Origin of the sequence: Bradyrhizobium sp. 956_D2_N1_4, from assembly GCF_052076025.1 — a bacterium.
Classification (GTDB): Bacteria; Pseudomonadota; Alphaproteobacteria; order Rhizobiales; family Xanthobacteraceae; genus Bradyrhizobium; species Bradyrhizobium barranii.
This window is the reverse complement of record NZ_CP197237.1, coordinates 5,799,409-5,819,254: the sequence shown is the minus strand read 5'-3', so window position 1 is coordinate 5,819,254 and position 19,846 is coordinate 5,799,409. Positions and strand designations below refer to the sequence as shown.

Below are 19,846 nucleotides of genomic sequence, written 5' to 3'. Positions count from 1 at the left end.
CGCGGCTGATTTGGCCGTGACCTTCGCCAGATGCCGCCTTTCCGGCGGCAAGGTCAGGGAACAGAGCATGAGACTGCCGCGCGAGATCGGACCCATCCACTTCGTCGGGATCGGCGGGATCGGCATGAGCGGCATCGCCGAGGTGCTGGTCAATCTCGGCTATGTCGTGCAGGGCTCGGACGCCTCCGACAATTACAATCTCGACCGTCTGCGCAAGGCAGGTGCAAAGGTCTCGGTCGGCCACAAGGCCGAGAATGTCGACGGCGCTGCGGTCGTCGTCGTCTCCACCGCGATCAAGCGCGACAATCCGGAACTGATGGCGGCGCGCGAACGCCGCATTCCCGTGGTGCGCCGCGCCGAGATGCTGGCCGAGCTGATGCGGCTGAAGAGCTGCGTCGCCATCGCCGGCACCCATGGCAAGACCACCACGACCACGATGGTCGCAACGCTGCTCGATGCCGGCGGCCTCGATCCCACCGTGATCAATGGCGGCATCATCAATGCCTATGGCTCGAATGCGCGCCTCGGTGCCGGCGACTGGATGGTGGTCGAAGCGGACGAGAGCGATGGCACGTTCCTGAAGCTGCCGACCGATGTCGCGATCGTCACCAATGTCGACCCTGAGCATCTCGATCACTTCAAGACCTTCGAGGCGGTGCAGGACGCGTTCCGGCATTTCGTCGAGAACCTGCCGTTCTACGGCTTCGCGGTGATGTGCATCGACCATCCCGTCGTGCAGAGCCTCGTCGGCAAGATCGAGGATCGCCGCATCATCACCTATGGCGAGAATCCGCAGGCCGATGTGCGGCTCGTCGATCTCACCCCGATGGGCGGTGGCTCCAAGTTCAAGGTCGCGTTTCGTGATCGCAAGACCGGCGCCGTGCACGAGATCGCCGATCTCATGTTGCCGATGCCGGGACGCCACAACGCCTCGAACGCGACGGCCGCGATTGCGGTCGCGCGCGAACTCGGCGTGTCGGACGAGGCGATTCGCAAGGCGATCGCAGGCTTCGGCGGCGTCAAGCGCCGCTTCACCAAGACCGGCGAGTGGAACGGCGTCACGGTGATCGACGATTACGGTCATCACCCCGTCGAGATCGCGGCAGTGCTGAAGGCGGCGCGGGAATCCACCAACGGCAAGATCGTCGCCGTGGTGCAGCCGCATCGCTACACCCGCCTGCAATCGCTTTTCGAGGAATTCTGCACCTGCTTCAACGATGCGGATGCGGTTGTTGTCGCCGATGTCTATGCCGCCGGCGAGGCGCCGATCGACGGCATCGACCGCGATCATTTCGTAGCCGGCCTGCGCGCCCATGGCCACCGCGAGGTGATCCCGCTGCCGGCAGCGCCGGAGCTTGCAGGTATCGTCAAGGGCCTGGCGAAGTCGGGCGATCTCGTCGTGTGTCTTGGTGCCGGCAACATCACGCAATGGGCGTATGCGCTGCCGGACCAGTTGAAGGCGCTCGGATGAGAGTACTCTGGCTGCAGCTAAGAGATGTTCCCGGTGGCTTCGGTATCACCGCTCGGGATTGGCAAGATGCGATGTATCTTCTAGCCGAAGCAAGGCAGGTTCTGAAGGGACGACCGATAGAAGAGCCGATGATCGAGAGCTGGACGGACGTGCGAAGCATTGATGAACTTGATCAAGACCATGTTGTTCCAAACATGGGCACGATGCTTCATCGTGGTGTCTGGTTTCCAAACCTTCCGTACGTCCAATGAGCTTTCCCGACATCACACCCGAGCTCAAAGCCGCAATGCCGCAACTTCGCGGACGACTGCTCGCCAACCAGTCGCTCGCCGAGCTCACCTGGTTTCGCGTCGGTGGTCCCGCGCAGGTGCTGTTCACGCCGGCGGATGAGGACGATCTCGCTTACTTCCTCGCGCATCTTGCGTCCGACATTCCCGTCTATGTCGTCGGCGTCGGCTCCAACCTGATCGTGCGCGACGGTGGCATTGCGGGCGTGGTGATTCGGCTGGCGCCGCGCGCCTTTGGCGAGGCGAGCGCGAGCGGCGATGTCGTCACCGCTGGAACTGCCGCGCTCGACAAGCGCGTGGCGGAAGTGGCGGCCTCCGCCAATATCGGCGGGCTCGAATTCTATTTCGGTATTCCCGGCACCATCGGCGGTGCGTTGCGCATGAATGCGGGCGCCAATGGCGGCGAGACCAAGGACGTGTTGATCGAGGCGACCGGCGTTGCAAGGGACGGCAGCAAGCACGTGTTCTCGAACGCCGACATGAAGTTCGTCTACCGCAACAGCGGCGTCGACCCCTCCATCATCTTCACCTCCGCGCGCTTTCGCGGCGAGATCAGGGATACTGATGCGATCCGCGCGCGCATGGCGGAGGTGCAGAACCACCGCGAGACCGCGCAGCCGATCCGCGAAAAGACCGGCGGCTCGACCTTCAAGAACCCGCCCGGCCATTCCGCCTGGGAGCTGGTCGACGCCGCCGGCTGCCGCGGCCTGCGCGTCGGCGGCGCGCAGGTCTCGGAGATGCACTGCAATTTCCTGATCAACACGGGCGATGCCACCGCGCACGACATCGAGACGCTGGGCGAGACCGTGCGCGAACGGGTGAAGGCAAACTCCGGAATTGGGCTACATTGGGAAATCAAGCGGATTGGAATTCCCGGCTAACCTGGACAGGCGACGAGAGAACATGCGCATCACCATCCTCTTCGGCGGCTCCAACCGGGAGCGTCTGGTTTCGGTCGCCTCAGCCCAGGCGTTACATCAGGCGCTGCCCGAGGCCGATCTCTGGTGGTGGGACGTCGAGGACAAGGTGCATGTCGTGCAGTCGAAGCAACTGCTCGAACACGCCCGTCCATTCGAGGACGAGTTCAAGCCCGGCACATCGGGCATTCCGCTGGGGCAGGCGCTCGACCAGGCCAAGACGGAAGGCCGCGTGCTGGTGCTCGGCCTGCATGGCGGGCGCGCGGAGAACGGCGAATTGCAGGTGATGTGCGAGGCGCGCGGCGTGCCCTTCACCGGCTCGGGCTCGGCCTCCTCGCATCTCGCCTTCGACAAGATCGCGGCCAAGCATTTTGCCGCGCTCGGCGGCGTGACGCCGCCGGAAAACGTTGCGCTTGAGAACATCGACGAGGCCTTCGCCGAATACGGCCGGCTGATCGCCAAGCCCGCGCGCGACGGCTCGAGCTACGGCCTGATCTTCGTCAATGCGAAGCAGGATCTCGTCGCGGTCCGCAATGCCGCGAAGCACGAAGACTATGTGATCGAGCCCTACATCGCAGGCGTCGAGGCGACCTGCGGCGTGCTGGAGCGCCCCGACGGCTCGATCATCTCGCTGCCGCCGATCGAAATCATTCCGGGCGAGGGCAATTTCGACTACGCCGCAAAATATCTCCTGAAGTCGACCCAGGAGATCTGCCCCGGGCGTTTTTCGCCCGAGATCACCGCTGCGCTGAAGGAGCAGGCGATGCTGGCGCATCGCGCGATGTCCTGCACCGGCTATTCCCGCTCGGACTTCATCGTCTCCGACAGGGGCCTGATCTATCTCGAGACCAACACGCTGCCCGGGTTGACCAAGTCCTCGCTCTACCCAAAGGCGCTGAAAGCCGAAGGCATCGCGTTCGTCGACTTCCTGCGCGGCCTGGTCGAGCTCGCCGGGCGGGGCGTAAGAAAATAATTAGGACTGGTTAACGGCCGAACCGGCGAAATGGCCGATTTTGGAAGCCAAAACCGGTAAAATGCCGGACATCGCGGCATAAATGCCTCACACGCCTGGGCAAAACGCATCCCGCGTTAACGAAGTTTACCTTTTGTTTACCAGGACGTCCGAAGGTTAACGCTGGCGGCGCATATGACGCTTTGGCTGCCGGCGCGTGGGCTGTTGCGGGTGATGTCACCTCCGGCGAACGCTTTGAAGGGGAGAGGTTTTCTTCTTCTGAAGACCAGCACCCGGCCCGGCAAGTCCGAGACGTCATGTTCGCCAGGACCCGCGCGATGTCGCGGGCTAACTGTTGACGAGCTCGTGCAATGGATGGTGCAGGAAGCCTCACTCGGTCGTTTCTGAGATCGCTGAGGCCCCAAGCTGACCTGAAGGCGGCCGCTATCGGAGCGGTCATGCTTCTGCGCGAGTGGGTGCAGGACAAGCGCGACGAGAAGCGCGCTGCCGCCCAGAACAAGATCAGGTCCAAGACCAAAGCCAAGCCCGTCGTCGAGCGCGAGCCGCCGCCGCGCGTGGTCGCGCTGGTCGAGCGCTATGCGCCGCGCCGGATCGGGATCACCATGACCGTTCTGCTGCTGGTCGGAAGCTGCGGCTTCGGCATCGTCAGGGGCGGCCACCTCCAGGATTTCATCGCGGCAGTCAGCGACACCCGCAACGCGCTGGCCAATTCCGCGGGCTTCCGCATTACCTCTGTCGTGATCAACGGCCGCAAGCAGCTCAGCCAGGACGAGATCCTCGCGGTCGGCGGGGTCAGCGGCCGCTCCTCGCTGCTGTTCCTCGACGCCGACGTCGTGCGCGACAAGCTCAAGGCCAATCCCTGGATCGCGGATGCGACCGTGCTGAAGCTCTATCCGGGCCGGCTCATGATCGACATCACCGAGCGCCAGGCGTTCGCGCTGTGGCAAGAGGCCGGCCGGCTCTCCGTCATCGCCGATGACGGCGCGGTGCTCGAGCCTTACGTCTCGCGCCGGTTCCTGTCGCTGCCGCTCGTGGTCGGCAAGGGCGCCGACACCCAGGCGCGCGATTTCCTGGCGCTGCTGGCGCGCTATCCGCAGATCAATTCGGTGACCAAGGCCGCGATCTATGTCGGCGAGCGGCGCTGGAACCTGAGGCTCAAGGATGGCCTCGACATCCGTCTGCCCGAGCAGGACGTCGGCAACGCCCTCGCGACGCTGTCCAGGCTCGACAAGGAGGACAAGCTGTTCTCCCGAGACATCGTCGCCGTCGACATGCGCCTGCCCGATCGCCTGGTGGTGCAGCTGTCCGACGACGCCGCCAAGGCGCGCGAGGACCTGTTCAAGGACAAGAAGAAAAAGAAGGCCGGGGACGCCGCATGACCGGTCTTGATCGCACCCAGACCCCGAAGACGCGCCCGATGCCGCACAAGCGCGGCGGCATCGTCGCCTGCCTCGATATCGGCACCAGCAAGATCGCCTGCATGATTGCGCGGCTGAGGCCGTCGGCGCCGAGCGAAGCCCTGCGCGACCGTACCCACGCGGTGGAGCTGATCGGTTACAGCCAGATCCAGTCGCGCGGCATGAAGGCCGGCGCGGTGATCGATCTTGCCGAATGCGAGCAGGCGGTACGCCAGGCCGTCGGGCTGGCGGAGAAGATGGCCAAGGTGCGGGTCGAGTCCGTGCTGCTGTCGGTCTCCGGCGGCCGGCTCTCCGGCCAGCTGGTCGAAGCTGCGGCCGACATCCGCGGCGGCGCGGTGACGCCCGCCGATGTCAGCCGCGTCACCTCGACCGGCATGCGCCACGCCACCGGCGAGGGCCGCACCGTGCTGCACGCGCTGCCGGTCGGCTATACGCTCGACGGCGTCAAGGGCATCCGCGATCCGCGTGGCATGGTCGCGCATCAGTTCGGCGTCGACATGAACGTCGTCACCTGCGAGGCCACCGTTGCCCGTAACCTGATGCTGGCGGTGGAGCGTTGCCACATCAATGTCGAAGCCATGGCGGCGAGCCCCTATGTGGCCGGCCTGTCGGTGCTGACCGACGACGAAGCCGACCTCGGCGCCGCCGTCGTCGAGATGGGCGCGGGCACCACCACCATCGCGGTCTATTCCGGCGGCCGCTTCGTGCATGCGGCGGGCTTTGCGGTCGGCGGGCAACACATCACGATGGATCTCGCGCGCGGACTCTCCGCGACCATTGCCGATGCCGAGCGAATCAAGACGTTATATGGGACCGTCATCACCGGCGGATCGGACTCGCGTGAGCTGATGTCTGTACCGACAGCCGGTGACGAGCAGGATCTGCCGCAGATCGTCTCCCGCGCCACCATCGCCAACATCGTCAAGCACCGTGCCGAGGAAGTCTTCGAAATGGTTCGGGACAAGCTGAAGGATTCGCCCTTCGCCTCAGAGCCCAACGGCCGCGTCGTGCTCTCCGGCGGCGCCTCGCAGCTGACCGGCCTCGTCGAACTCGGCACACAGATTCTCGGCCGGCCCGTGCGGGTCGGACGTCCGCTCGGTTTCGGCCGGCTGCCCAACGAGGCGAAGAACGCCGCGTTCGCGGTGCCGGCCGGGCTCCTCGTCTACCCGCAATATGTTCATCACGAGCATGTCGAACCGCGGCATACGCGGCAGCAGGTCAAGACAGGGACGGGCGGTTATTTTGGAAAGGTCGGACGATGGCTACGCGAGGGCTTCTGATGAACCGGTTCCGCAACCTTCGCATTTCACCAACTCCCGCGGCCGCCGGCCGGGGCGAACCCACGCGCGCGTGATCGAGAGGCAAACATGACCATCAGCATCAATGTTCCTGATATTCACGAATTGAAGCCCCGGATCACCGTGTTCGGCGTCGGTGGCGCCGGTGGCAACGCCGTCAACAACATGATCACGGCGGGCCTCCAGGGCGTCGACTTCGTGGTCGCCAACACCGACGCGCAGGCGCTGACGATGTCGAAGGCGCAGCGCATCGTGCAGATGGGCACGGCGGTCACGCAAGGCCTCGGCGCGGGTTCGCAGCCGAACGTCGGCGCGGCGGCGGCGGAAGAGGTGATCGATGAACTGCGCGACCATCTCTCGGGCGCCAACATGGTGTTCGTCACCGCCGGCATGGGCGGCGGCACCGGCACCGGTGCTGCTCCCGTCATCGCCAAGACCGCGCGCGACATGGGCATCCTCACCGTCGGCGTCGTGACCAAGCCGTTCCACTTCGAGGGCGGCCGCCGCATGCGCACCGCCGAGGCCGGCATCAACGAGCTGCACAAGGTCGTCGACACGCTCCTGATCATCCCGAACCAGAACCTGTTCCGGGTCGCCAACGAGAAGACCACTTTCGCCGACGCCTTCGCGATGGCCGACCAGGTGCTTTACTCCGGCGTTGCCTGCATCACCGACCTGATGGTCAAGGAAGGTCTGATCAACCTCGACTTCGCCGACGTTCGCGCCGTCATGCGCGAGATGGGCAAGGCGATGATGGGTACCGGCGAAGCTTCGGGTGACAAGCGCGCGCTGACCGCCGCTGAAGCCGCGATCGCCAACCCGCTGATCGACGATAGCTCGATGAAGGGTGCCAAGGGCCTCCTCATCTCGATCACCGGCGGCAAGGACCTCACCTTGTTCGAGGTTGACGAAGCCGCGACCCGCATCCGCGAGGAAGTCGATCAGGACGCCAACATCATCGTCGGCGCGACCTTCGACGAAGCGCTCGACGGCCTGATCCGCGTCTCGGTCGTCGCCACCGGCATCGAGCAGGCAACGATCGCCCGCAACACCCAGGCCACCAGCGCCCCGGTCGCGAACGCGGCGCCGCAGCAGATCCAGCAGGTGCAGCAGGCTCCCGCTGCTCCGGCCGCTGCCGAGAGCCGTCTCGCCGACCTGACCGCGCGTCTGCGCGCCGACAATCAGCGCATGGCCGAGCGCGCCCAGAAGCTGGAAGCCCAGATCCCGGCCGCCGCCCCGACCGCGCCGCGTCCGAATGTCGAGCGCGCCGCGCTGGCCGCCATCGCGGCTGCCGTTGCCGAGGTCCCGCAGGCGCCCGCGCCGATGCAGACCTATGGCGACGTCACGGTACGCCCGATCGCGCAGAAGCCGACGCTGTTTCCGGAGCCTGACATGGCCCCGGTCGCGATGCAGGAGCCGATGACGCCGGAAACCTTCATCCCGCCGCAGGCCGAGCGTGGGCCGGTCCGTGCACCGCGGATGCCGCGTATCGACGAACTGCCGATGCCGGCCCAGGCCGAGCTTCGCCAGGCCCGCGGCGAGGTTGAAGAAGAGACCCCGCAGAAGACCCGCCTGTCGTTGCTCCAGCGCCTCGCCAATGTCGGCCTCGGCCGCCGCGACGAGGAGAGTGAGGCGCCGGTCGCAGCCCGCACCGCCGGTCCCGCGATGCCGCCGCTGCCCGATCGCCGGCCCCAGAAGAGCGTGGCGCAGCAGATCGCGGCGAGCGAGCCGGTATCGGAGTATGCCCGCCGTCCTGCGCCTCAGGGCCTGGACATGCATGGCCGCCCGGCGCCTGTTGCGCCGGCGCCACAGGGTGACGACCATCTTGATATCCCGGCCTTCCTGAGGCGTCAGGCGACCTGAGGATTGTTACAATAGGGCTGACGAAAAAAGGTCCCGGCGGGAAGCTTGCCGGGACCTTTCCTTTGGTCCCGTGCATGCCCGGATTGCGGCATCAAACAACTGATTTTAAATCATTAATTACGCATTTGGTGGTTCAGTAAAACTGCCGATAACGGTCCCAAACTCCGGCGCAATTTGGTTAAGCCTTGGCGCGAATACGGCAGGTTTGGGGTAACAATCGGTAAAAAAGCGTGAGTTGGCGCTGTTTGAGGCTGTGACTATGGTTTGCCGTGACTTGGGGATACGGAGATTCGCAACCGTCGGCACTGGCCGGCCAAGCGGGCCTAGTATAAGTCGCAGTGGGTCGTAGTGGGGCGGATTCCTGATGAAATTTAGCCGGCAAACAACGCTTCGTGCGCAAGCCACAGTGGCCGGCGTTGGCGTTCATTCCGGGCTTCCCGTCACTCTCACGCTTGGGCCTGCGCCCGTCGATGCGGGGTTTGTTTTTGTCCGCACCGGCCTCGAGGGAAGTGACCGTGAGATTCAGGCGACCGCCGACCAGGTGATCGCGACCGACTTCGCCACCGTCCTCGGCGATCGTGACGGCCCGTTGGTTTCGACCGCCGAGCACGTGCTTGCGGCGCTGCGGGGCATGGGCGTCGACAACGCCACCATCGAGATCGACGGACCGGAAGTGCCGATCATGGACGGCAGCGCCGCGGCCTTCATTGCCGCGATCGACCAGGCCGGCATCGTCAGCCAGCCGGCACAGCGCCGCTTCATTCAGGTTTTGAAGCCGATCTCGGCCAAGGTCGGTGACTCCTTCGGCGAGATCCGGCCCTACGCCAACGGGTTCCGCGTTGATATCGAGATCGACTTCACCAATCCCGTCATCGGCCAGCAGAGCTACGGCTTCGACCTGAGCCCGGAGCGCTTCCGCCGCGAAGTCGGTCGCGCCCGGACTTTCGGCCTGATGTGCGACGTTGCCCGGCTCTGGAGCGCGGGTTACGCACTCGGCGCCTCCTTCGACAATACCGTCGTGTTCGACGACGAGCGGCTGCTCAACACCGAGGGCCTGCGCTACGCCGATGAATGCGCCCGCCACAAGGTGCTGGACGTGATCGGTGATCTCGCGCTGGCCGGCCTGCCGCTGCTTGGCGCCTACCGCTCGGTGCGTGGCGGTCACAAGCTCAACCACGCTGTCCTGACCGCGCTGCTCGCCGACCGTACCGCCTGGCGGGTGGTCGAGGGCGAGGCGGTCCGCCGCGCCACGCGTCCCGTGGGCGAAGTCGGTCGCGGCATCGTCGGCGGGCGGATCGCCGCAGCCTACGGGCCGGACGTGTCCTGAAGAGACCTGTCGCCACTGGCGTTCTGTTGCCGCCGGCGTTTGGCGGCGGCTCCCGGGAAACTCCTGGTAACGATGATCGGCTAGGATTGCGGCGCGTTCGCCTTAATCCGGGCGAAATGCCTGCCTATCCGGTTGGTTCGAGATCGTTTTTCGGTTACACGGCGTGGTCGCATGGCAGGCGCCACGGCTACATTTCGCGCCCATGACGGGGTTCATGGGCTGGCGGACACCGCATCACAGGGCGTCAGGGCTTAAATTCATGTCGGCACAGCGTATGACGCGCGGATATCTCTCGGTCTCGCCTGGAGTCCGCGGGCTGCTTCAAGCCGCCACCTTCTTGGTGCTCGCGCTGCCGCTGGCCGGCTGCGGCACCGGCGCGCTCTGGGACAAGTTCACCGCCAAGGACGACACCTTCACCGAGGAGCCCGCCGACAAGATCTATAATGAGGGCCTGTACCTCATGAACGAGAAGAAGGACATGAAGGGGGCGAACAAGAAGTTCGAAGAGGTCGACCGCCAGCATCCTTATTCCGACTGGGCCCGCAAATCGCTGTTGATGTCGGCCTATGCCTCCTACCAGGGCGGCGACTATGACGGCTGCATCGGCGCCGCGACCCGCTACGTCACGCTGCATCCCGGCAGCCCGGACGCGGCCTATGCGCAATACCTGATCGCCGCCTCCCATTACGATCAGATCCCGGACATCAGCCGCGACCAGGCCCGCACCGAGAAGGCGATCGCCGCGCTGGAAGAGGTGAACCGCAAATATCCGAACTCGGAATATGCGACCTCGGCCAAGGCCAAGATCGAGGGTGCGCGCGACCAGCTCGCCGGCAAGGAGATGAATGTCGGCCGCTATTACATGCAGAAGCGCGACTACACGGCCGCGATCAACCGCTACAAGGCCGTCGTCACGCAGTACCAGACCACCCGCCATGTCGAGGAGGCTCTGTTCCGGCTCACCGAGGCCTATATGACGATCGGCATCGTCGCCGAGGCGCAGACCGCAGCCGCGGTGCTTGGCCACAATTTTCCTGACAGCCGCTGGTACAAGGACGCCTATAATCTTGTAAAATCCGGGGGTCTCGAGCCGAGCGAGAATCAGGGTTCCTGGATGAGCAGGGCCTTCAAGAAGATAGGCCTATAGTCTCGGCTAGGAAATTTGATTCCATGCTGGCGCGTCTGTCGATCCGTGACATCGTCCTGATCGAGCGGCTCGATATCGAATTCGCCACCGGACTTGCGGTTTTGACCGGTGAGACCGGTGCGGGCAAATCCATCCTGCTCGATGCCTTTGCACTGGCGCTTGGCGGCCGCGGCGACGCCGGGCTCGTGCGCCATGGCGCGGAGCAGGGGCAAGTCACCGCCGTCTTCGATATCCCCAAAAATCACCCCGCGACGAGGATTCTGGCCGAGAACGGCCTGGATGATACCGGCGAGATGATTCTCCGCCGGGTGCAACTCGCCGACGGCCGCACCCGTGCCTTCATCAACGACCAGTCGATCAGCGTGCAGACGCTGAAGGCGGTCGGTGGTGCCCTGGTCGAGATCCATGGCCAGCATGACGAGCGCGCGCTGGTCGATGCCGCCACCCACCGCCGCCTGCTCGACGCCTTTGCCGGGCTCGAAAAGGACGTCACCGCGGTCGAAGCGCTCTGGGACGCGCGCCGCACGGCCAGCGCCGCGCTGGAAGAGCACCGCGCCGCCATGGAGCGCGCCGCGCGCGAGGCCGACTATCTGCGCCACGCCTCCGACGAGCTGAAGCAGCTCGCGCCCAAGGAAGGCGAGGAGACCTCGCTCGCCGGTCGCCGCACAACCATGATGCAGGGCGAGAAGATCGCCTCCGATTTGCGGGAGGCGCAGGAAGCCGTCGGCGGCAATCATTCGCCGGTCGCCTCCCTGTCGGCCGCGGTGCGCCGGCTGGAGCGGCGCGGTGTCAACTCGCCGGCGCTGGTCGAGCCCGCCGTGAAGGCGATCGACACCGCGATCAACGCGCTGGAGGAAGCCGACCAGCATCTCCTGGCCGCGCTCGCCGCGACCGACTTCGATCCGGGTGAGCTCGAGCGCATCGAGGAGCGGCTGTTCGCGCTACGCGCCGCCTCGCGCAAATATTCGACGCCGGTCGATGGCCTCGCCGCGCTTGCCGCCAAATACGCCGCCGATGTCGTCCTGATCGATGCCGGTGCTTCGCGGTTGAAGAAGCTGGAGCAGGCGGCAATCGAGGCCGACGCGCGCTATGCCGCTGCCGCCAAGAAACTGTCGATGGCGCGGCAGAAGTCGGCGGACAAGCTCAACAAGGCGGTCAACGCCGAGCTCGCGCCGCTCAAGCTCGAACGCGCCAAGTTCATGACGCAGGTCGAGACCGATGAGGCCGCGCCGGGCCCGCAAGGTTTCGACCGCGTCGAGTTCTGGGTGCAGACCAATCCCGGCACCAAGCCGGGTCCGATGATGAAGGTCGCTTCCGGCGGCGAGCTCTCGCGCTTCCTGCTGGCGCTCAAGGTCGTGCTGTCCGACCGCGGCTCGGCGCCGACGCTGGTGTTCGACGAAATCGACACCGGGGTCGGCGGTGCGGTCGCAGACGCCATCGGTGGACGGCTGGCGCGGCTTGCCGGCAAGGTGCAGGTGATGGCCGTGACCCACGCCCCGCAGGTCGCCGCCCGTGCCGGCCAGCATCTGCTGATCTCCAAGGACGCCCTCGACAAGGGCAAGCGCGTCGCCACCCGCGTCAATGCGCTGGCCGCCGACCACCGCCGCGAGGAGATCGCCCGCATGCTCGCCGGCGCCGAGATCACGGCCGAGGCGAGGGCGGCCGCCGATCGGCTGCTCAAGGCGGCGAGTTAGACTTTGTGTCCCGGATGCGCGTAGCGCGAGCCGGGACACGGAATGCCGCCACACAGGCCCCGGCTCTGCAGCGCACGGCTCCGCGCTGCGCAGCGTCCGGGGCACGAGACCAACCGCCTTTACCCTCCCGCCCGCTCCGTCGTATCCAAGCACCATGGCAAGAGCAGCAAAATCCAAAGCAAGGCCGCTTCGCGACGTCGCCGACCTCACCAAGGCGCAGGCCAAGGTCGAGCACATGCGGCTCGCACTCGAACTCGAAGAGCACGACAGGCGCTATTATCAAGACGACGCGCCCACCGTGACCGACGCCGAGTACGACGCGTTGCGCCAGCGCTTCAACGCGATCGAAAAGCGCTTTCCGGATTTCGTCAGCGCGGAGTCGCCGTCCCAGAAAGTCGGCGCGGCACCGTCGGGTCGCTTCAGGAAAGTCCGGCATTCCGTTCCGATGCTGTCGCTCGACAACGCGTTTGCCGAAGAGGACGTCCGCGACTTCGTCGGCCGCATCGTGCGCTTCCTGAAGCTCGACGACGACAAGGTCGATTTCTCGGCCGAGCCGAAGATCGACGGCCTCTCGATGTCGCTGCGCTACGAGGGCGGCGAGCTCGTCACCGCGGCGACCCGCGGTGATGGCGCCGAAGGCGAGGACGTCACCGCCAACATCCGCACCCTCGAAGACGTGCCGCAGAAGCTGAAAGGCCGCAACGTCCCTGACATCTGCGAGGTGCGCGGCGAGGTCTACATGACCAAGAGGGCCTTCCTGACACTCAACAAGAAGCAGGTCGAGGCCGGCGAGGCGCCGTTCGCCAATCCGCGCAATTCGGCCGCAGGCTCGCTCCGGCAGAAGGACCCGACCATCACCGCCTCGCGCCCCCTGGGCTTCTTCGCCTATGCCTGGGGCGAGATGAGCGCGATGCCGGAGGGTACGCAGAGCGGCATGATCGGCTGGTTCGAGCGCTGCGGCTTCAAGACCAATCCGTTGACCAGGCTCTGTCATTCCGTCGAGGAGTTGCTCGCGTTCCATCAGTCGATCGAGGAGCAGCGCGCAAAGCTCGATTACGACATCGACGGCGTCGTCTACAAGGTCGACCGCATCGACTGGCAGGAACGGCTCGGCTTCGTCTCACGCACGCCGCGCTGGGGCATCGCGCACAAATTCCCGGCCGAGCGCGCCGTGACGGTGCTGCGCGACATCGAGATCCAGGTCGGCCGCACCGGCTCGTTCACGCCGGTCGGCAAGCTCGAACCGGTCGGCGTCGGCGGCGTGATCGTGCAGAACGTCACCCTGCACAACGAGGACTACATCAAGGGCATCGGCAACAAGGGCGAGGTGCTGCGCGAGGGGCGCGATATCAGGATCGGCGACACCGTCGTGATCCAGCGTGCCGGCGACGTCATCCCGCAGGTGGTCGACGTCGTCCTCGACAAGCGGCCGAAGAGCGCAAAGGAATTCCACTTCCCGACGAAGTGCCCGTGCCCGCTGCACACCGACGTCACGCGCGAGGAGACGGCGGCCGGCGAAGAGGGCTCGCGCGCCCGCTGCACGGGCGAATTCGCCTGTCCCTATCAGAAGATCGAGCACCTCAAGCTGTTCGTGTCGCGGCGCGCCTTCGACATCGACGGTCTTGGCGAGAAGCAGCTCCAGTATTTCTTCGACGAGGGATGGGTGAAGGAGCCCGCCGACATCTTCACGCTGGAGAAGCGCAATGCGAAGCTGAAGCTCGAGGAGATCGAGGGCTACGGCGCAACGTCGGTGCGCAACCTGTTCGGCGCCATCGAAAGCCGGCGCAGAATCGCGCTGGAGCGCTTCGTCTATGCGCTCGGGATGCGTCATGTCGGCGAGACCACGGCGCTGGCGCTCGCACGCGGCTATGGCTCGTGGGACGCCTTCCACGACGCCTGTCTCAAGGTCGCCAAGGGCGACGAGGAGGCGATGGCCGAGATGGACGCGCTGGATCAGATTGGCGACACCGTGATCAAGAGCATCGCCGACTATTTCGGCGAGAGCCACAATCGCGGCATCGTCGAGCGGCTGACCAAGGAAGTCGAGATCATCGACGCCGAGAAGCCGAAGAGCAACTCCGCCGTCGCCGGCAAGACGGTGGTGTTCACGGGATCGCTGGAGAAGATGACGCGCGACGAGGCCAAGGCGACCGCGGAGCGTCTCGGGGCGAAGGTGTCGGGCTCGGTGTCGAAGAAGACCGACCTCGTCGTCGCCGGCCCGGGCGCGGGCTCCAAGCTCGCGGAAGCCAACAAGCACGGCGTCAAGGTGTTGACTGAGGACGAGTGGCTGACGCTGATCGGGGAGTGAGAGGGGCGCGCTCGCGCCACTCACTCCGCTGTCGTCGCCCGGCTTGACCGGGCGATCCAGTACTCCGAGACGGCTGTGATAGAACCGATGGGCCGCGGCGTACTGGATTCCCCGCTTGCCGCCTACGCTAAAGCTTCGGCGGCCCTGGACCTCAGCCCCGGCGAAGCCTTGGCGTAGCCGGGTCGCGGGGAATGACACCGAGATTGGCGCGAGGCCAATCGCTCCCCTCACATCATCCCCGTCTCTTCCTCCTCCGCCTGCTCGATCAACTCCTCGCTCACCACTACCTCGCGGCGAGGAACGACGAAGATCATCATGCAGGCGCAGAGCAGCGAGATCGCCAGCACCGCCGAGGTCAGCGGCCGCGTCGTTGCGGAATGGCCACCGAGATAGGCGCCGAATTGCGACATCAGCGCGCCGATGCCCTGCTGGAGGAAGCCCATCGCGCCTGATGCGGTGCCGGCGGCTTCAGGGCGGATGCTGATGGCGCCGGCGGCGGAGTTCGCCATCACGAAGGCATTGCCGACCATCACGATCATCTGCGTGCCGAATAGCCAGCTCGGAGCCTCGTTCCAGCCGGTGAAGCTCCAGAGCAGGTTCAACAGGCTGCCGCAGAGTTGCAGGCCGAGCCCGAACCAGATCAGTCTTTCCAGCGAGTGTCGCGGCGCGAAGCGCACGCAGAGCAGATTGCCGACGAGATATGCAAAGCCTGTTGTCGCGAACCAGGCGCCATATTCGGCGCTGGTCCGGCCCATCTGCGTCACCACGATGTAGGGGCCGCCGCCGGCGAAGGTGAAGATAATCTGGGACGCCAGCACCTGGCACATCACATAGCCGATGAAGGCGCGGCTCTTGATCAGGGTGCCGACGTCGCTGCGAAACCCGCCGCTGCCGACCGCGCGATCGCGGCGGGTTTCGGGCAGCGCGATCGCGATGCCGATTGCGACCGCGATCGCACCGATCGTGACGGCGTAGAAGATTGCCCGCCAGCCGAATGCGGTCTCGATCAGGCCGCCGGTGAGCGGTGAGACCATCTGGCCGATCATGAGCGCTGCGACCACGAGGCTGATCATGGAGGCGACGCGGTCGCGCTCGTAGATATCGCGGATGATGGCGCGGCTCACCACCATGCCGGAGGCGCCGCCGAGCGCCTGGAAGAAGCGCGCTGCGATCAGTTGCGGCAGGGTTTCGGCGAAGATGCAGGCGACGCTCGCCGCGACCATCAGCGCGAGGCCGCCAAGCAGCACCGGACGCCGGCCGAACCTGTCCGACAGCGGTCCCATGATGAGCTGCGACAGCGCGATGCCGACCATGTACAGCGACACCGTCATCTGCGCGATCGAGATGTCGCGGCCGAACGTCGTCGCCAGCACTGGCAGCGCCGGAACCAGGATGTAGAGCGAAATCGGCGCGATCCCGGTCATGACGACCAGCAGCAGCAACACCACGCGCGAGGTCGCGATGTTTTTCGTCGCCGCGTCCGGCGGCCTGCTGATCATGCCGTGCATAGTCGTCCGTCTTTCGAAGTCGAATCGACTGTAGCGTGCTCGCGCAAGACGGATATCGGCGTTTCGGAATGCGGCTATTCGGATTTCGGGACGGTTACGATGAGGGCACGATGGCGACCGATTGGGCGCGTTGCTCGTGCCTTAAGGGCGGTGTCATCGCCCGCGAAGGCGGGTGATCCAGTACGCCGCGGCCTTTCCGCATGCGTTTGCTGTCTCTGGAATACTGGATTCCCCGCTTTCGCGGGGAATGACAGCGATGGGTGGGGAAACAGCGTTGCGCAAATCGCGTAGAGCTATGCATCGTGCCCCGCAGGCCGAGCTCTACGTCAGTTCCGCCGTGGCCTGATCGAGCCAGGCCTTCGTCGCCTCGTCCAGTGCCGGCCGCACCTCGGCGCGGACGCGCGCGTGGTAGGCATTGAGCCAGTCGAGCTCGTCCTTGCCCAGCATCGCGACATCGACCAGGCGCCGGTCGATCGGCGCCAGGGTCAGCGTCTCGAACGCGTTCATCGGCTTCTCGGCACCCTCGATGTCGGCGGCGACCACCAGCTCGAGGTTCTCGATGCGGATGCCGAAGCCGTCGGTCTTGTAATAACCGGGCTCGTTGGAGAGGATCATGCCGCGTTTCAGCGGCGTCGTGCCGAGCTTCGAGATCCGCGCCGGTCCTTCGTGCACACTGAGATAGCTGCCGACGCCGTGGCCGGTGCCGTGCTCGAAATCGACGCCGGCGGCCCAGAGATATTGCCGCGCCAGCGTGTCGAGCTGCGCGCCGGTCGTGCCGTCGGGAAACACCGCGCGCGCGATCGCGATGTGGCCGCGCAGTACCCGGGTGAAGCGGTCGCGCATCTCCTCCGTCGGCTCGCCCACGGCCATGGTACGGGTGACGTCGGTGGTGCCGTCTTCATATTGCGCACCGGAATCGATCAGCAGCAGGTCGCCCGGCGCGATGCGCCGGTTGCTCTTGCGGGTGACGCGGTAGTGCACGATGGCGCCGTTCGGGCCGGTGCCTGATATGGTCGGGAACGAGACGTCCTTCAGCGCGCCGGTGTCGCGGCGGAACGTCTCAAGCGCTTCGACCGCGTCGATCTCGGTCAGCTTGCCGCTTGATGCCTCGCGGTCGACGAAGGCGAGGAAGCGCGCCAGCGCCACGGCGTCGCGGCGATGCGCCGTCCGTGTGCCCTTGATCTCGGTCGCGTTCTTGACGGCCTTGAGCAGCGCAATCGGATCGCTGCCGCGCACCGGCTTGCCGCCGGCGCTTGCGATCAGCCGGCTGAGCGCGTCGGCCGCGGTGGCATTGTCGAGTGCGATCGCGGCGCCGCTCTTGGCGAGCGCCATCAGCGTCGGTGCCATCGCATCGGGCTCGCGCACGTCGGCGGACTGTTCCAGATGGTCGCGGGTCAAATTGGAGAGTTTTCGGTGGTCGATGAACACGGTCGGCCGGCCGTCCTTCGGCACCAGCGCGTAGGACAGCGGCAGTGGCGTATGGGCGACGTCGGCGCCGCGGATGTTGAAGGTCCAGGCCACGGCGTGGCTGTCGGAGAGCACCAGCGCGTCGACGCCGAGCTTGGCGATCTCGCTTTTGATTTGCGTGATCTTCTCGGCCTCGGCGACCCCGGCATTTTGCAGGCTGTGCACGGCGACAGGGGCCAGCGGCGGCTGCGGCCGGTCCTGCCAGATCGCGTCGACCGGGTTGCTGTCGACGGCGATCAGCTCGGCGCCGGCCTTGGCGCAGGCGGCGGCGAGGCGCTCGGCTGCCGAAGAAGTGTGCAGCCACGGATCAAATCCGAGGCGGTCGCCGGCCTTCAGGTGCGTCGATACCCAGCTCTCCGGCGGCGGATCGATCAGCGATTCCACCGCCCAGGCCTTTGCGTCGACCTGCTTGGCCGCCTGGATCGTGTAGCGGCCGTCGACGAAGACCGCGGCCTCATGCGTCAGCACCACCGCCAATCCTGCGGAACCGGTAAAGCCGGTCAGCCAGGCCAGCCGCTCTTCCGAGGGGGGCACATACTCGTTCTGCTGCTGATCGGCGCGCGGAACGACGAAGCCGGTCAGCTTGCGGCGGGCGAGTTCTTCACGGAGCGCGGCCAGGCGCGCCGTCAATGCGACGCCGGCCTCGGGCTCCTCGAATGTCTGGAAGTGTGCTTCGAACATGGCTCAGTTTAGGATCATGAGGATCAGTCCGCAATGTAGACGCATTTGGGGTCGCATCTGGCACGGACCGTGCTTGAAAATGGTCCATTCGAATTGAGTGGAGTACAGGATGCAGCAGTTGCGCTTCGTCCGGATAACAGGGAAATTCGAGCGGGTGGTTCATCTCAACGGCGAGGGGACACACGATGCCAGCGTTCATGTTTGAGAAGATTTCGCCGCCGGCCCACCGCGCCCCGGCCGCAACGACACCGAAGAAGCCGCGCGGCCTCATCAGCCAGATGATCGACCGTTTCGCCGAGCGCCGCGCCAGGCGCGCCTTGCAGGGCAAGCGCGCGACGCGCCGGGACGAGAAGCCGGCGGAGTAGTGGTGTTCCGCCGTCGCTCTTCGAGCTATGGCGGACAAGTCGCTTTGCCCACCCGACGGCACCTACGCTGGCCTTACCCCATCTTCCTCAGCAACAAGCTGCTCCACCCCTCGATCCGCAGGTGCCGCAGCGGCACGAGGCCGCGTGCGCGGTAGGCGGCGATCACGGCGGGGGCCTGGTGGGTCAAGAGGCCCGAAAGGATGACGCGCGCGCCGGGCGCGAGGTGCCGCGCCATCGGGCCGGCCAATTGCCTTAACGGATTGGCAAGGATGTTGGCCAGGACCAGGTCGAACGGGCCGCATCTGGCAAAGTCCGGTGCGGCAAATCCGGTTGCGCGGATCACCCGCACCTGGTTGCCGACGTGGTTCAGTGTCGCGTTCTCTGCCGCCACCCGCACCGACGGCGGGTCGATGTCGGAGGCGAGCACCGCGCGATGCAGCGCCTTCGCTGCGGCGATGCCCAGCACGCCGGTGCCGGTGCCGAGGTCGAGCAGGCTCCTCGGCCGGGAACTCTTCAGGACGTGGTCAAGCAACAGTAAACAGCCGCGTGTGGTGCCGTGGTGGCCGGTGCCGAAGGCGAGCGCTGCCTCGATCTCGATGGCAAGCTTGTTCGGCGCGACGCGGTCGCGGTCGTGGCTGCCGTGCACGACGAAGCGCCCGGCCGGCACCGGGACGAGATCTTCGAGGCTCGCCTTGACCCAGTCCTTGGCCTCGACAATGTCGAAGATGAGCGTGTCCGCGATCTCGTTTCCTGCCGAAGTTACAATGAGTTCCCGCAGCCATGCCTGATCGGGCGCCTCGGCGAAATGGAGCGTGACGTCCCACTGTCCGTCCGGCCGTTCGAAGGCGGCGACCGCCGCATCGCCGTCGAAAAAGACCTCCGTGAGCACGTCGACGACGCGCTTGGCCGCGGCCTCGGTGCCGATCGAAAAGCAGGCGCGATGAGTGGGAGAAAGCTGCATTCTAGGGTTCCGTCAGTTCAATTTTTGGAACTTTTGTTCCCAATTTTCCGCATAACTTGCAGGTTCCGATTTAACCTGACTGCAGGTTGTATCCCGTAGATTTCCGGGTGTTGGATCCAGCCAACGCACCTTGGAATTGAAACGGAGGCGAGTCTTGAAGA

At 65.6% G+C, this 19,846-nt stretch carries 15 protein-coding genes; 12 read left to right on the top strand and 3 right to left on the bottom strand.

The window, feature by feature from the left end; translation table 11 throughout:
* The first annotated feature begins 67 nt into the window (after positions 1-67).
* From murC to ligA, 11 genes are all read left to right on the top strand, one after another.
* Positions 68-1,471 (top strand): UDP-N-acetylmuramate--L-alanine ligase, encoded by a 1,404-nt coding sequence (murC, locus tag AB7535_RS27525; protein ID WP_085399289.1) that lies wholly within the window; start codon positions 68-70, stop codon positions 1,469-1,471.
* The gene (locus tag AB7535_RS27520) at positions 1,468-1,722 is read left to right on the top strand and encodes a hypothetical protein (RefSeq protein ID WP_135214113.1); all 255 of its coding nucleotides are present in this window, start codon (positions 1,468-1,470) and stop codon (positions 1,720-1,722) included. The genes murC and AB7535_RS27520 overlap by 4 nt, the downstream gene beginning before the upstream one ends.
* Positions 1,719-2,639 carry a UDP-N-acetylmuramate dehydrogenase gene (gene murB / locus AB7535_RS27515; protein ID WP_085399278.1) on the top strand — a complete coding sequence of 307 codons (921 nt, stop codon included), beginning with the start codon at positions 1,719-1,721 and terminating at the stop codon, positions 2,637-2,639. The genes AB7535_RS27520 and murB overlap by 4 nt, the downstream gene beginning before the upstream one ends.
* Positions 2,640-2,661: 22 nt before the next feature.
* Positions 2,662-3,648, top strand: coding sequence for a D-alanine--D-alanine ligase family protein (locus AB7535_RS27510; protein ID WP_085399279.1), 987 nt, complete (start codon positions 2,662-2,664; stop codon positions 3,646-3,648).
* A gap of 350 nt (positions 3,649-3,998) precedes the next feature.
* Positions 3,999-5,027, top strand: coding sequence for a cell division protein FtsQ/DivIB (locus tag AB7535_RS27505; protein ID WP_085399280.1), 1,029 nt, complete (start codon positions 3,999-4,001; stop codon positions 5,025-5,027).
* Positions 5,024-6,346 (top strand): cell division protein FtsA, encoded by a 1,323-nt coding sequence (gene ftsA, locus AB7535_RS27500; protein ID WP_071910400.1) that lies wholly within the window; start codon positions 5,024-5,026, stop codon positions 6,344-6,346. Before AB7535_RS27505 ends, ftsA begins: the two co-directional genes overlap by 4 nt.
* Positions 6,347-6,433: 87 nt before the next feature.
* Positions 6,434-8,227: a cell division protein FtsZ gene (ftsZ, locus tag AB7535_RS27495; protein ID WP_085399281.1), complete on the top strand. Its 1,794-nt coding sequence runs from the start codon at positions 6,434-6,436 to the stop codon at positions 8,225-8,227.
* A gap of 364 nt (positions 8,228-8,591) precedes the next feature.
* Positions 8,592-9,554: a UDP-3-O-acyl-N-acetylglucosamine deacetylase gene (lpxC, locus tag AB7535_RS27490; RefSeq protein ID WP_085399282.1), complete on the top strand. Its 963-nt coding sequence runs from the start codon at positions 8,592-8,594 to the stop codon at positions 9,552-9,554.
* 259 nt (positions 9,555-9,813) lie between these two features.
* Entirely contained in the window at positions 9,814-10,701 is an 888-nt protein-coding gene (locus tag AB7535_RS27485) for an outer membrane protein assembly factor BamD (RefSeq protein ID WP_085399283.1), read from the top strand.
* A 23-nt stretch (positions 10,702-10,724) separates the two neighbouring features.
* Positions 10,725-12,395, top strand: coding sequence for a DNA repair protein RecN (recN, locus tag AB7535_RS27480; RefSeq protein ID WP_085399284.1), 1,671 nt, complete (start codon positions 10,725-10,727; stop codon positions 12,393-12,395).
* Between the two features lie 154 nt (positions 12,396-12,549).
* Entirely contained in the window at positions 12,550-14,703 is a 2,154-nt protein-coding gene (gene ligA / locus AB7535_RS27475; protein ID WP_085399285.1) for an NAD-dependent DNA ligase LigA, read from the top strand.
* Between the two features lie 227 nt (positions 14,704-14,930).
* On the opposite strand, the gene AB7535_RS27470 is transcribed toward ligA, so the two are convergent.
* Together AB7535_RS27470 and AB7535_RS27465 are read right to left on the bottom strand one after the other, a co-directional pair.
* Positions 14,931-16,211 carry a multidrug effflux MFS transporter gene (locus AB7535_RS27470; protein ID WP_085399521.1) on the bottom strand — a complete coding sequence of 427 codons (1,281 nt, stop codon included), beginning with the start codon at positions 16,209-16,211 and terminating at the stop codon, positions 14,931-14,933.
* A gap of 321 nt (positions 16,212-16,532) precedes the next feature.
* Positions 16,533-18,359, bottom strand: coding sequence for an aminopeptidase P family protein (locus AB7535_RS27465; RefSeq protein ID WP_085399520.1), 1,827 nt, complete (start codon positions 18,357-18,359; stop codon positions 16,533-16,535).
* 185 nt (positions 18,360-18,544) lie between these two features.
* Here AB7535_RS27465 and AB7535_RS27460 point away from each other — a divergent pair, with 185 nt between their 5' ends.
* Positions 18,545-18,724, top strand: a complete 180-nt coding sequence (locus AB7535_RS27460; protein ID WP_028147633.1) for a hypothetical protein — start codon at positions 18,545-18,547, stop codon at positions 18,722-18,724.
* A 73-nt stretch (positions 18,725-18,797) separates the two neighbouring features.
* On the opposite strand, the gene AB7535_RS27455 is transcribed toward AB7535_RS27460, so the two are convergent.
* Positions 18,798-19,685: a 50S ribosomal protein L11 methyltransferase gene (locus AB7535_RS27455; RefSeq protein WP_085399519.1), complete on the bottom strand. Its 888-nt coding sequence runs from the start codon at positions 19,683-19,685 to the stop codon at positions 18,798-18,800.
* Positions 19,686-19,846 lie beyond the last annotated feature (161 nt).